The sequence below is a fragment of the Ureaplasma sp. ES3154-GEN genome, from assembly GCF_025780075.1.
Taxonomy (GTDB): domain Bacteria; phylum Bacillota_I; class Bacilli_A; order Mycoplasmatales; family Mycoplasmoidaceae; genus Ureaplasma.
Map to the genome: position 1 here is coordinate 44,826 of NZ_JAOXHM010000002.1, position 13,615 is coordinate 58,440.

Consider the following 13,615-nt stretch of genomic DNA (forward strand, 5'->3'; position numbering starts at 1 on the left):
CGTATTTTAATTGTTATTTATGTTTTTTTATTTTTCAATAATAATTCTTGTAAAAATTGGACTTGCGGTGTTGACACTAAAACCTTTTAAGACTTCGCTTGTTTTTAAGTTTTTGAATGTTAACATTTCGTCAGTAAATCCCATTTGCTTTTGTACATCAACAACAGCATTTTGCAACACTGGTTTATATAAAATAGTACATATTTGAATAACTTTTACCAAAAAGAAAAGTAAGTGTTGCAACAATTGTGTCTCATTATTCTTAAACAACTCTCAAGGTTTTTGTTCTTCAATATACTTGTTAGCATAGTTTAATAAATCCTGCAATACACTTAATGCTTTATCAACTTGGTACTGGTTGATAAAACTAATAAATTGATCAATAAAAGTGTTTAATACAGCTTGTTGTTCATCATTAATTTTTATGTATATCACTTGGTTTTGGTGATATTTTTTTAACATACCGATAGTACGAGAAACCATATTTCCAAAATTATTAGCAAGGTGGGTATTATATGTTTCGATTAAATTATCATAACTAAAAACACTGTCTTTAAACATTGATAAATCAGCAAGCAAATAATAACGAGTTACATCTGCGCCAAAACGATCAATTAAATCATTAGGATCAACAACATTGCCTAAAGATTTTGACATTTTTCCTTCTTTGGTAATGATTCATCCATGCGATAAAATTGTCGAGGGAAGACGAATACCTAAATCATTCAAAAAGATTGGTCAATAAATACAGTGGAACCGAGTAATTTCTTTGGATAATAAATGGACAATTTCTGTTTTATCATCTTGTCAAAATTTTTGAAAAAGTCTATCGTCTGTAGTCATATAACCAGTTGCAGTCAAATAATTCATTAAAGCATCTAATCACACATAAATTACGTGTTCAGGATTTTCTTTAATACTAATTCCTCAATTAAATGTGGTTCGTGAAATCGATAAATCTGATAAATTTTGGACAAAGTTATTAATTAACTCATTTACTCGTTCTTTGGGAATAATAAAATTCGGATGTTTTTGGTAATAGTCTATTAAAAAAGGCGCGCTTTCTTGCATCTTATAAAAATAAGATGATTCAGATTTTTGTTCTAGTATGTGTCCGAAAGAACATGTTTTTTGATTATTTGTATTAAATTGCACATCCGCATCATTGATGTTTTCTTCACAAGAAACACAATAATTTCCAATTCATTGACCAAGGTAAATTTTGTTTTTATCATACAGTTTAGTAAAAATTTTTTGCACACTTGCAATATGATCTTCATCGGTTGTACGAATAAACCGATCATAATTAATTCCTAAACGTGTTCATAAATCAACAAACTTTTGTTGCATTTGATCAACATATATTTGTTCACTAATATTATTTTCTTGTGCTTTAATTTGAATTTTCTGACCATGTTCATCTGTACCGGTTACAAAAAATGTTTCATAACCAAACATTTTTTTATATTTGGCTAGTACATCGGCAATGATAGTTGAATATGCATGACCAATATGAGGTTTACCTGAGGGGTAATAAATAGGGGTTGAGATATAAAATTTTTGAGACATATGAATAATTAAAGAACTCCATTAATGAATTAATATTTTTTGTTAATAAAATGCTGATGCAGCAAATTAATTTTGGTTTCAAGATCGTTATTTTGAGCAATATAATATTTTTTATTCGCCAACTCTTTGGGCAAATAATCTTGCTTAACATAATGATTAGGATAATCATGAGGGTATTTATAACCACTTACTCCTAACCTACTTGCACTTTTATAATGTGCATCACGAATATGGTTAGGAATTAAATATTGCTTGCCATTTTCTATATCATCAAATGCAGTGTTATATGCAAGATAAGATGAGTTTGATTTAGGAGATAAACAAATTTGAATAACAATATTTGACAAAATTTTTGTGTTCTCAGGATAACCTAAATAACGACAAGAATTTATTGCTTGATCAACGCGTGCGCACAAACCAACATTCGCAAGACCAATATCCTCGTAAACACATACTAACAAACGTCGATAAATTGCATCAAAATCACCAATTTTAACTAAACGTGCCAAATAATAAAGACCCGCATCAACATCTGAACCGCGCAAAGATTTGTGAAAAGCAGATTTTAAATCATGAATTTCATTGCCATCTTTATGTCCCAAACTATAAGATCCGCCCATAATCTGACTAAGAAGTTTTTCATCAATAATTTGGTGATCAGGATATAAAAAATTTATTATTTCCAATAAATTTATAATTGCTCGTAAATCTCCGTTTGTGTTGGAAATTAGTTGATTGAATGATTCTTCATTAAAGTATATTTGATAATTAAAAAGATTTTCTAAATGTTGTTTAATTTCATCAGGTTTAATAGGTTGAAATGCGAGCAATTGGCAACGAGATCTTAAAGCAGGGTTAATTGCAAAAAACGGATTTTCGGTTGTTGTTGCAAACAAAATGATTTGGTTTGTTTCAATTAAAGGCAAGAGAATATCTTGTTTATCTTTATTTAAGCGATGGATCTCGTCTATGATAATAATATATTGCTTAGACAACTTAGCGGTTTCAACAATATTTGTTAATTCTTTTTTAGAGTCTAAAACGGGATTAAAAAAATGAAAAGGAATACGTAAGCTTTTTGCTAATACTCGTGCAAAACTTGATTTACCTACCCCAGGAGGACCATGCATAATCAAATTAGTTGCATATTGTTTTTCGATAATTTTAAACAATAAACCATTTGGACCTAATAAATGCTTTTGACCTATTAAATCATTAATGGTTTGGGGATTTTTTAGTTTATGAATTAAATCTTTAAGCATAATTTAACATGATTTTATAAAGTTCACTTGCATTAAGATTATATTGTTGACCGACTTGTTTACAAGCATCTTTTAGACGCATACCATTGTTTACAAGATTTTGAATTTGATTAATAATATTTTCAATGCTTTGATCAACTTCTTCATTTTTAACAACCAGTTGATTGTGATCGATAACGATGACAAATTCACCAAGTTCAGTGATATGCTCGTGCATTTGGGAAATTTTACCAAAGTAAAATGATTCGTTTAATTTAGTTAATTCCCGGCCAATAAAAACATGAACATCGCCTAACACACTTTGGATATCATCCAATGTTTTTTTAATGCGGTGAACCGCTTCATAAACAACAAAGGTAGTTTGGACATTTTTATATTTTTCTAAGACTTCAAGACGTTGTTTTTGGGTTTTGCCTAAAAACCCTAAAAACATAAATGTTGAGGACAACAAACCACTTGCGACTAGTGCGTGCATACAAGCTGATGGCCCGTTAATCACTTCTACTCCGACGTTTTGTTCGTGACATGCGCGAATTAAATTAAATCCAGGATCAGACACAGTCGGATAACCTGCGTCAGAAACAAGCACAGTGGGATAGGATTTGATATAATCTAATGCTTCATTGATTTTTGCTTGCTCTTTAAAATTATCAAAACGAATTAATTTTTTGTAGTCTATCAAGTTAAAAGCATGCAACAATTTTTTGGTTATTCGGGTGTCTTCACATAAAATAACATATGCTTTGTCTAGTGCGTCGATTGCACGTTGATTGAACTCTTGCAAATTACCAATAGGAGTGGCAATCACAGTTAATTTATGAACTGAATCTTTGAGTTTCATTAATAAATTCCTTTCGCAATTAATAGTTCTTGAATTTGTTCAAAACTGAATCGCATCATCACTAAACGTTTATATAATTGCTTGTGGTTTGCGTAACTAATGTGTAATGCTTCACATAGAAGTATACGTTTTTGTTTATTGTCAAGTTTCAAATTTAGATAATCAGACCAAGATAAACTAATATCTAGATTTTGGTTAAAAATAACACTGTGTTTTAATAAAGTTTCGTAAAGGACCTGTGAATTCGCTTCCGCAATGCCAATTTTTTTAGGAACTTTATTTTTCATGTCAGTTTTTTTAATAAAGCATTGTTTGAGCGGGGTTTTGATATACTGGGTAATAATCTTGCGAATTCTTTCTCCTTGGTAATCAGGATCTAAAAATAAAATAACCCCTCGCGTTTTATTAACTTGATCAATCAAAGCTAGGGTTTCTTTATTTATTTCTGAGCCGTTAGTAATAATAAAATCAGCATCAAATAGCGATGCTAATTTTTGTTGATCTGTTTTTCCTTCAACAACAATTACTTCTTTAATTTGTCGTTTGAACATACTGAGGAAAATTGATCACTGAAAAGTTGTTTGGAGTTAAGATCGTGAATTAAGGACATTGATCCATCATTTTGTGAATAAATCTTAATGCATTCACTTAAAGATGGAGCTACACTAACAATATTTAATCAATCGTAGTGGGGGTTTTTAATGGTGTCAGTTATATAAACTTTATCAACAATTCCTGCCTGAATCGCTTGATCAATACGTTCAAGCGCGTTGTTATTAAATAATCCATGTGTTGCCATAATGGTAACAGATGAAGCACCTTGTTGCTTAACAAGTTTTGCAGCACCTAAGATGGTTCCACCTGTGTCAATCATATCATCGATTAAAACGCAGTCCTTATCTTGAACATCCCCGAGAATGTTATTAATTTCTACTTCATTTTTACCACAACGACGTTTATCAACAATCGCCAAACCAGTATTAGTAGCCATTGAGATTTCACGACTTCGTTTCACAGAACCATAATCAGGGGAAACAACAACAACATTGCTTAAATCGTTTTTATGATCGACTGCGTATTTTTTAAATAACATTCATGCACCCTGTAAAGTATCAAAGGGGATGTCAAAAAAACCTTGTTCTTGAGCGGAATGGATATCGTATGTTAAAACATTATTTGCACCAGCTGTTTCGATTAATTTAGCAACTAAACGGGCAGTAATTGGTTCACGAGGATTTGCTTTACGATCTTGTCGTGCGTAACCGAAATAAGGGATAATAACATTAATACTTTTTGCAGACGCACGCCGCATAGCATCGATTGCGATTAAAAGTTCCATTAGTGCATCATTAACTGGTTTAGCAGTTGACTGGATTAATACAATTCGACGATGTCGGACAGATAATAAAGGTTTTACTAAAATCTCCCCATCGGCAAAATGTTCAATTTTGATTGGTGATAATTCAATATTTAATTGACGAGCAATTTCTGTTCCTAAATCTTGAGAATTAGACAACGCAAAGACTAAAACATCTTCACGAATAGCAGATTTTCTTTGGCATTCATTATTGTGAATTTCGGACATTTTTTGACTCCTTTGTGTTTGCATAAACAAATAAACATACGTCATTAACGTGATAAAGGTTTGGATCTAGATCAATGATTCCTTCATCGTTAAACCCACTAACTTGTAATTCTTTTTGTGAACATAACATTCCGAATGAATTCACACCCATTAGTTTTCCTGGAGTGATGAATTGACCGTTGGGCATCATTTGGTTGATACTAGCAACTACAACTAACATATCTTCGCGGACATTGCTTGCCCCACAAACAATTTGAACCATTTGGTTTTCAAGACTAACTTGGCAAACATTTAAATGCGTATTAGGAATTGGTTCAAATGATTTTATTTGACCAACTTTAAAAAATTTAATTTGGTGAATATCAAAAACTAAGTTAGTTATTTTTTGTAATTCTTCAATAAACGTTGTATCAGGTTTTAAAAACCCTACCGCTAAATTGCTAAAATATTGTGATGCATGTAAAACATTAATTCCTACAACAGTTTCATTTGCATATAAAATCACAATATCATCTTTTATTTGGTGTTGATGAGTTAATGGTTGGTCATTAAAACTAACAATTAAACTATCATCAAGTGTGTTCTGATTATAAATAATATACATTGAATCAACTTACTTCCTTCTAGTATATATTATAAGTAAGAGCAGGATAAACAGAAACCCTAAATAGTAAATAAGGAAGGAATTTCTTTATTTATTTATAAAAATAAGTTAGAAATAAATTAATACACCAGTTTTTTATCTTTTATATAAACTAGGGAATGTGCTGAGAAATTACTTTAGTTGGCGTCTAAATCTAGTCCTAATGAATATACCATTAAGCTAATTTCAAAAAGCTTTTTGTCTTAATTGCTTATATTATTTAATATAATACTTTTTTAGTTTTCGTAAATTACAAATAGTATAAAAACAAAAATAAATTAAATATTTTTTCCACTGGTATCTATTGTGTTTGTGTATAAAAATTGTTAGTGATGTCAAAATTTTTATAAAAATAAATTTCTTCTGATGGTTTGGTTATTATGGAATAAAAATTTTATTTTTCGTTATTCAAAATAGGGTAAGTTTTCTTTTTCTGTAAAAAACGATTTATATAAAAAAAGAAAATTTAACAATTAGTTCTGATAATAAATTAATGACTGTAAAAATAAATTAGAAAATAAGAAAAAATAATTTATAGGTTGAAAAAATTAATATTGATTTTTGTCTAACTAATTAGACATTTGAAAGATGTTTTAAAATAAAATATAATTAAACATTATGTAATAAAAGGATGAAGTTTATGAAAACCGCTATTTTAATTGATACAGGAGCAAATGTTGTTGATTTCAACCTGCCGGATGTTTATTTTATTCCTATTGGCTTAACTATTAAAAACCGTTATAATGGGGAAGAAAATGTTTATGATGACGTATTGGATGTTAGTCAGGAACAAATGAAAAATGCACTAGTTGCAAAACATGATATTAAGACAAATTACCCATCAACCGGAAAAGTGATTAATAAACTAGAAACTTTATTTAATAATTATGACCGTGTAATTGTTTTAACTTTATCTTCTGGACTGTCAGGTTATTATTCATCTTTTCAAGTTATTAAAAAAAGTTTTGTACACAAAAACCTATTAGTTATTGACTCAAAAGCAGTTAGTTTAGGTATTAACTGGTTGGTTACTGATTTGCTTGATTATTTAAAGAATAATCCAGATAATGAGATGATTTCTAATTTTGTGGAAAACCAAACACGTAGAATTGTGGGCGGAGTTATTGTATCTGATCTATCACAATTAATTGCTGGAGGTCGGATTTCAAAAATTAAAGGAATGATTGCATCAACATTTAAACTTAAATTAATTATTAAATGAAATTACAAACTAGATTTTGTAGATAAAACATTATCGTTTAGTAGTGCAATTGACAAAACGTTACAAACTATTAATGAAATTAACCAATGAGCCACAAAAGGAATTAAGCGAATTGCGATCCTAACAGATCTGGAAAATAGTGAACAATTAGCAACATTACAAAATTTAGTTGTTGAGCGTTTAAGACAACCTGTAGAAATCATTCACTCATATCTTCCAGGATGTATTTATGCGCATGTAGGAATTAACAACTTTGCGATTATGATTGAGGCGAATGAATAATGATTTATGATGTAGTAATTATTGGAGCAGGACCAGTTGGATTATTTGCTGGTTCAATGGGTGGTTATTTTGGTTTAAAAACCCTTGTTATTGAAACAAGTGATAAGTTAGGCGGTCAAGTAACATATCTATATTTAAATAAAGAAATCAGAGATGTTCCGGGATATACAAGTATTAAAGCAAAAACATATATTCAAAATTTAATCAACCAAGCTCAATCATATGAAAATGTAAATATTAAACAAGATGTTAGCATTGCGTCTTACTCGAGAAACGAATTTAATCATTTTGTATTATATGATCAAAATAGTGAAGTAATTGCGGAAACAAAATACATTATTTTTGCTTATGGTAAAGGCGGGTATACACCAATTCGTTTAGATCAATTAGTTGCACCAGATGCAATTAATTGTCAAAACATTTTATATTCTGTACACAATGACAACATTGATTTTAATAACAAAAAGATTGTTGTTTTAGGTGGGGGAGATAGTGCGCTGGATAATAGTGTGTATTTAACAGACAAGTTTGAAAATGTCGATGTCTCTTTAATTGTAAGAAACGAGATTAAAGGCCACTCATGAAGCGTAAATGATTTAGCAGTGCGCAATATTAAAGTTTTTAAACAGACAAAAATTAAAGCAGTTAGTCCTAATGAGTTATCTTTAGTTCAAAAAAGTGATGAAAATACCACAAAGGAATTTACTTTAGATTTTGATTATATTTTAGTTCAATATGGGGCAACAATGAATGCGGATATTGTCTTTAAGGATTGAAAATCTCTAAGTTTTGATGAAAAAGACCGTATTTTAGTGAACAGTTTGAATGAAACATCACTTGCAAACACATATGCAATCGGAGATTGTTGTTCATTTAATTCTGGTTTAATGGCACAAGATGTTTATTCAATTATTACAGGTCAAGCAGATGCTTTTAAAGTTTTAAAACGAATTGTATTAGCTATGAAAAACAGCGAAAAAAATAGCTAAATTTTTGGTATAATTATTGAAGTTACATCCAACCCGCAATTTTATATTGTATTTTTTATTATGTTATAAAGGAGATTTTGATGCAAAAATCAACAATGCTTAAAAAAGCAGCAGCTGATGCTCGTCGTAATTGATATGTAATTGATGCGACAGATCTTGTTTTAGGTCGTTTATCAGTTGTTATTGCTGATACTTTAAGAGGAAAAAACAAACCAGACTTTACACCTAATGTGGATGGTGGAGATCATGTTATTGTAGTTAATGTTAACAAAATGATATTAACTGGAAATAAGGCGCAAAATGAAAACTGATACAACCACTCACACTATATTGGGGGTTTAAGAACTCGTTCAGGAAAAGAAATGTTAAGCAAATATGCTGACGAATTATTACGTCGTAGTGTTAAGGGTATGTTGCCTAAAAACCGTTTATCTCGTCAAATTATCAACAAACTACACATTTACAAAACTGCTACTCACCCACATGAAGCACAAACACCAGTGGTTTTAGATTTAAAGAAGGGGAATGGTAAATAATTATGGCTAATACGCAATACAAAGGACTTGGAAGACGTAAGTCATCAGTTGCTCGTGTTCTTTTAACACCAGGAACTGGAAAATTTTTAGTTAATAAAGTTGATCCTAATACATTCTTTCCAAATAAATTAGTAATCCAAGATATGATGCAACCTTTAACTCTACTAAAAGTTGCTGACAAATTCGATGTTGAAGTTAGTGTTTTTGGTGGTGGTTTTAACGGGCAAGCAGGAGCAATTCGTTTAGGTTTAGCTCGTGCTCTAATCGAAGTTAAAGCAGACTACAAATCAGATTTACGTCAAGCTGGATTGGTAACTCGTGATGCACGTGTTAAAGAACGTAAAAAATTCGGTCTTTATGGTGCACGTCGAGCTCCACAATTTACAAAACGTTAAAAATTTATTTTCAAAAATGATTTATATATCAAAACAACCTGAATTATTTTGGGTTGTTTTTTGTTTTCGTTAATCTTAAAGAAGTTAAAAAGAACACTTATTTTAAACTATCAATTTATCTATTTTTTTGTTTTTCAAATTACACAAAATAATATTAACGAACACTTAAATTTTTAGCAAATCTGTGTTATCATAAATAGTATATAAAAATATCTAGAGGTTTTAATGAAAAAAGTTTTATTTCTTGATGGCTCATTTATTACAAATGAAGCATCTTATACAACAAATTTAATGGATTTATATGCAAAAGAATTTGTAAATGTGGAACGAATTAATTTAAATAATTCAGTTTTTAATAAGCAACACTTATCGCAAGATAATTTTCCTCAATATTGAATGGATATTGATGCTGATGCTTGGATTAATAAACTAAAAGAAACTGATTTACTAGTTTTATCAGCAACGTTAGTAAATTTTAATGTTCCTACAGTTGTTAAGAATTTTATTGATGGAATTGCGATCGCAGAAAAAACATTCTCATATACTCGTTCTACCAATGGACAACCAGTTGGTTTATTAGATAATTTAAATGTTGTACTTGTAATTTCTCAAGGTGGACCAGAAGAAGAACTTCCATCTTACCAAAAAGTTTGATTAGAAAAAGTATTTAACTTTGTTGGAGCAAAAACGATTAATTTTATTGAAGTTAACGGAACAAAAATTGCACCTCTTGACAGCGCAAACCCACAAGAGTATGCACAAACACGATTAGCTGAATTCCAAGAAATTGTAAAAAAAATTGGTTTGTAAGATAAATAATATAAAAAGAAGAGGGCATGAAAGCGCCTCTTCTTTTTATATATTTTTTAAAATAAATGAGTTTGTTGCGCTTCTTCATCTGCATACAAAACATCAGCAAATGCAACACCAACAAGTGTTAAAATTTGTTCATTATATAATTTGGAAAATAACTTTAATAAATAATGTAACAAAACAGTCCTATCATTTGTATAATATGGCATTTTCGCTTGCTGACTGTGTTGTTCATAATTTTTATTTTTAATGTAAAAACTCACAACACGAACAACATAGTTATGCGAAATTAATTGTTGGTATAAATCATTAAATAAATTTAACATTATTTGTTTAATGTGTTTTTCGTCATCTGTTGGATTAACACTAATACTGCGACTAATTGTGTGTTCTCGGGTTGTAAAGTTAATTAAATCCACATCATAACTACCTGTTAAATTGCTTATTAAATTATAATAATTACTTCCTAAAATTGCATATACCTTTTGCTGGTTATTTTGGTCTAATAAATCTTTAACTGTAAAAATTTTCTCTTTATTTAGTAAAATGCTGCTTTTATTTCCAATATAAGGGACATCACTAACCAATAAAGGTTCAATTTGCTTACGGATAGAATTTTTATCCAATAAAACGGTATGCCCATTTGGTTTATTTAAATCAGTGGCAATTTTTGCTAATAAAAAATTAACTGAAACACCAATGGAAACCTCAAGATTGATTGATTGCTTAATGCGTTTTTTGATATCTAGTATTAAAAAATTAATGTTGTTATGATATCTAGGAATTAAATTAGTTACATCAATAAAAAGTTCATCTACCGAGTAAATGTAAACTTTAGAACTATATTGATATGCAATTTGTTGAAAATGTTTGGACAAGCGATCATAAAGATCATAATCTGGTTTTAGAACTAAAAGATCTGGAAATAATTTGCGTGCTGTTCCTAAATGCATTGCTGAGTGAATTTTATATTTTCTTGCTGCATAATTTGATGTTGCAATAATTTGGTGGCGTGAACGCATATTACTAACAACGGTTGGAAAATTTCGATCTTTATGTTGATTAATAATAGATGCTTGTGCAAAAAAAGCATCAATATCAATATGCATAATGATTTTAGACATATTTGAAATAGATCATATATTCTTGGTTTTGTTTTTTTGGATCGAAAATATCTACAGCAATGTGAGTTTGATAAACAAAACCATATGATTCTGCGAGCGTTTTAATTTTTTCGATTGCTTGATTTTGAAGTTTAATATTTTTTAAAACTCCCTTGCAAGCGCGCATTGTTTGTTGATTGGTTTCAAATTGAGGTTTAACTAATCATAAAAGATCTAAACCAGTATGTCGTAGGTGTTTAATCGCTTCAAAAGCAAAAGATAAAGAAATAAAAGATAAATCAGCAACAATTGTTGTTACTTCATGACCGATTGGTTTAGTATGCAAATCTTTGATATTAGTTTCATCGAAAACAACTACTCGCGGATCGTTTTTAATTTTGGGATCTAACAGATTAACGCCAACATCCACACAATAAATTTTCTGAGCATTTTGTTGCAAACAAACATCTGAAAACCCACCAGTTGATGCCCCCAGATCTAAAACAATTTTATTACTAAAATTGTAGTGGACAGCTTGTTGAAGTTTTAAAAGTTTATATGCTCCTTTAGAAACATATAGCTGATTAGCGTGACAAATAACTTTGTCATTATCAGAAACTTCAAAAGATGGTTTATTAATGACTTTATTGTTAACGGTGATAAAACCTCGTTTAATAACATCAACGGCCTGAGAACGAGTTTTGATAATTTGTGATGAAACAAGATATAAATCTAAACGCATATTAATTTTTAATATTCTTTTCTAATTGTGTAGCAAATTTTACTAATTCATTATAACTGTTTTTATAAGTTTGGTACGATGGTTTGTTTTCTGTGCTTGACACAATATTATCAACTTGATTTTGTCAGTTTAGTTTTTCTTTATCTGGTAGTTGTTTAATTAAATTATTAACTTTTTGTTTTTGATCTAAATATTCATTGCGGGCTTGTTGTGTATTAAGCTTTTGCATCATTGGCACGCCAATACCTACACAAACTGTAATCCCTAAAAGAAATGAAAAACCATAGAGTAACCATTTATGGGGTTTATAAGTGAAATATTTTTTTAATAAAATATCAAAATGAAACTGATCAAAAAAATCAGTTCCACTTTTAGATAATAAGTAGGGCTTTAAATGATTTATGATTTCTTTTTCAATTTTTTGTTTACGCTCAAAAAAGCGAATAGGAAATAAACAAATACCAAGATATTTGCGTTGCAGTTTTTTGAACCAGTTAGCTTTGTAATTTTCCTTAAAAAAGGATGAAATATATTGAGAATTATTGGTCATCATGAGCAGTTTTTAAATGGTGGTCTTTATCATAATCAGATGGTAGTGCAAAATTTGTAACCTGAACTTTTTGGTAATCTTGGTTTTTGTTTTGGACAATAATTGTGTCCACACCAAAAACATCATGTAGCATTTTTTTATCAATATTTTCAATAATTGAACCATAACGTACAAGTTCTCCGTTTTGAATGACCATAACATTGTTGGCGTATTTAATTCCGGTGTTGATATCATGAATTACTAAAATTATTGTTTTATTAAATTTGGTATGTAGTTTATGTAGTAATTCGATAATTTCTAATTGGCTACGAATATCTAAATGGTTTGTTGGTTCATCCAAAACAATTGTGTTAGTGTCTTGAGCAAGTGATAAAGCAATTAGGGCTTTTTGTCGTTGTCCCCCGGATAAATCCTCAAGTTCTTTATGTTGAAACTCATATATTCCAACATTTTTTAAAGCTGATTCAATAATTTGCTTTTCTAATTTCGGATTAGCATTCACTCCAATTGCATTTGACCAAGGATAACGACCCATTTTAACAAAATCATAAACAGTTGTGTTTTCCGGAAAAACGCTTAATTGGGGAACATATGCCAATTCTAAAGCTAATTTCTTTGAATTGTATGCAGCATGAGCGTGATTTTTAATCGATCAGATTAAGGATTCAATAACTTCTTTTCGATCTTTTTTAAATGCATGAATCATTCGCTCGTATTGCAATTTAAACCACTGAAAGACAACAAATTCTTTACGGATTAATTTATTGTTAAAAAAGATTTGACCTGTACGTGGTTCAATAATTCGACACAACCCTTTAATTAGAGTGGATTTACCAGAACCATTAGGACCAATAATAACCAAAAAATCATTCTTTTTAATTTGAGCATTTAGATTTTTAATGATCATTTTAGAACCATAACCTAAGGAAACATTTTTTAAATCAAACAAAATTTCTTTGTTTGTTTCATATTTTTTAGACTTTACTGACTGAAACAGTTTTACTTCATTTAGATCAATAGTATTAGTTTCAGGATTATATGTTCTTTTATCTTCGGTATTTTGTTGTTTTTTGCGATGCATAA

15 protein-coding genes are annotated in these 13,615 nt (G+C 29.7%); 5 read left to right on the top strand and 10 right to left on the bottom strand.

Annotated features, from left to right (window positions below; all coding sequences use genetic code 4):
- Window positions 1-27: 27 nt before the first annotated feature.
- From metG to ytpR, 6 genes are read right to left on the bottom strand one after another with little or no spacing between them, the layout of a single operon-like run.
- A complete protein-coding gene (metG, locus tag OF377_RS00730) occupies window positions 28-1,569 on the bottom strand; it encodes a methionine--tRNA ligase (protein WP_263835990.1) in 1,542 nt (513 codons plus the stop codon).
- Between the two features lie 29 nt (window positions 1,570-1,598).
- Window positions 1,599-2,831: a replication-associated recombination protein A gene (locus tag OF377_RS00735; RefSeq protein WP_263835991.1), complete on the bottom strand. Its 1,233-nt coding sequence runs from the start codon at window positions 2,829-2,831 to the stop codon at window positions 1,599-1,601.
- Window positions 2,824-3,672, bottom strand: coding sequence for a 16S rRNA (cytidine(1402)-2'-O)-methyltransferase (gene rsmI, locus OF377_RS00740; RefSeq protein ID WP_263835992.1), 849 nt, complete (start codon window positions 3,670-3,672; stop codon window positions 2,824-2,826). Before rsmI ends, OF377_RS00735 begins: the two co-directional genes overlap by 8 nt.
- Entirely contained in the window at window positions 3,672-4,223 is a 552-nt protein-coding gene (gene rnmV, locus OF377_RS00745; protein ID WP_263835993.1) for a ribonuclease M5, read from the bottom strand. Before rnmV ends, rsmI begins: the two co-directional genes overlap by 1 nt.
- The gene (locus OF377_RS00750; protein ID WP_263835994.1) at window positions 4,196-5,257 is read right to left on the bottom strand and encodes a ribose-phosphate diphosphokinase; all 1,062 of its coding nucleotides are present in this window, start codon (window positions 5,255-5,257) and stop codon (window positions 4,196-4,198) included. Before OF377_RS00750 ends, rnmV begins: the two co-directional genes overlap by 28 nt.
- A complete protein-coding gene (gene ytpR, locus OF377_RS00755) occupies window positions 5,238-5,861 on the bottom strand; it encodes a YtpR family tRNA-binding protein (RefSeq protein WP_263835995.1) in 624 nt (207 codons plus the stop codon). The genes OF377_RS00750 and ytpR overlap by 20 nt, the downstream gene beginning before the upstream one ends.
- Window positions 5,862-6,540: 679 nt before the next feature.
- Here ytpR and OF377_RS00760 point away from each other — a divergent pair.
- The 5 genes from OF377_RS00760 (at window position 6,541) to OF377_RS00780 (ending at window position 10,134) form a co-directional block, all read left to right on the top strand.
- Window positions 6,541-7,404, top strand: coding sequence for a DegV family protein (locus tag OF377_RS00760; RefSeq protein WP_263835996.1), 864 nt, complete (start codon window positions 6,541-6,543; stop codon window positions 7,402-7,404).
- Complete coding sequence (locus tag OF377_RS00765) at window positions 7,404-8,393, top strand: NAD(P)/FAD-dependent oxidoreductase (RefSeq protein WP_263835997.1); 990 nt, start codon at window positions 7,404-7,406, stop codon at window positions 8,391-8,393. The genes OF377_RS00760 and OF377_RS00765 overlap by 1 nt, the downstream gene beginning before the upstream one ends.
- Window positions 8,394-8,473: 80 nt before the next feature.
- Window positions 8,474-8,929, top strand: coding sequence for a 50S ribosomal protein L13 (rplM, locus tag OF377_RS00770; protein WP_263835998.1), 456 nt, complete (start codon window positions 8,474-8,476; stop codon window positions 8,927-8,929).
- Window positions 8,930-8,931: 2 nt separating this feature from the next.
- On the top strand, window positions 8,932-9,324 hold the full coding sequence (gene rpsI, locus OF377_RS00775; RefSeq protein ID WP_263835999.1) for a 30S ribosomal protein S9: 393 nt from the start codon (window positions 8,932-8,934) through the stop codon (window positions 9,322-9,324).
- A gap of 225 nt (window positions 9,325-9,549) precedes the next feature.
- Window positions 9,550-10,134: an FMN-dependent NADH-azoreductase gene (locus OF377_RS00780; RefSeq protein ID WP_263836000.1), complete on the top strand. Its 585-nt coding sequence runs from the start codon at window positions 9,550-9,552 to the stop codon at window positions 10,132-10,134.
- Between the two features lie 56 nt (window positions 10,135-10,190).
- Here the strand turns inward: OF377_RS00780 and OF377_RS00785 are convergent, their stop codons facing one another.
- Genes OF377_RS00785 through OF377_RS00800 form a run of 4 tightly spaced genes read right to left on the bottom strand, consistent with a single transcriptional unit; the run spans window position 10,191 to window position 13,613 of the window.
- Window positions 10,191-11,261 (bottom strand): Y-family DNA polymerase, encoded by a 1,071-nt coding sequence (locus OF377_RS00785; RefSeq protein ID WP_263836001.1) that lies wholly within the window; start codon window positions 11,259-11,261, stop codon window positions 10,191-10,193.
- Window positions 11,254-11,982, bottom strand: a complete 729-nt coding sequence (locus OF377_RS00790) for a TlyA family RNA methyltransferase (protein WP_263836002.1) — start codon at window positions 11,980-11,982, stop codon at window positions 11,254-11,256. Before OF377_RS00790 ends, OF377_RS00785 begins: the two co-directional genes overlap by 8 nt.
- Window position 11,983: 1 nt before the next feature.
- Window positions 11,984-12,532 (bottom strand): hypothetical protein, encoded by a 549-nt coding sequence (locus OF377_RS00795; RefSeq protein WP_263836003.1) that lies wholly within the window; start codon window positions 12,530-12,532, stop codon window positions 11,984-11,986.
- Window positions 12,522-13,613: an ABC transporter ATP-binding protein gene (locus tag OF377_RS00800; protein WP_263836004.1), complete on the bottom strand. Its 1,092-nt coding sequence runs from the start codon at window positions 13,611-13,613 to the stop codon at window positions 12,522-12,524. Before OF377_RS00800 ends, OF377_RS00795 begins: the two co-directional genes overlap by 11 nt.
- Window positions 13,614-13,615 lie beyond the last annotated feature (2 nt).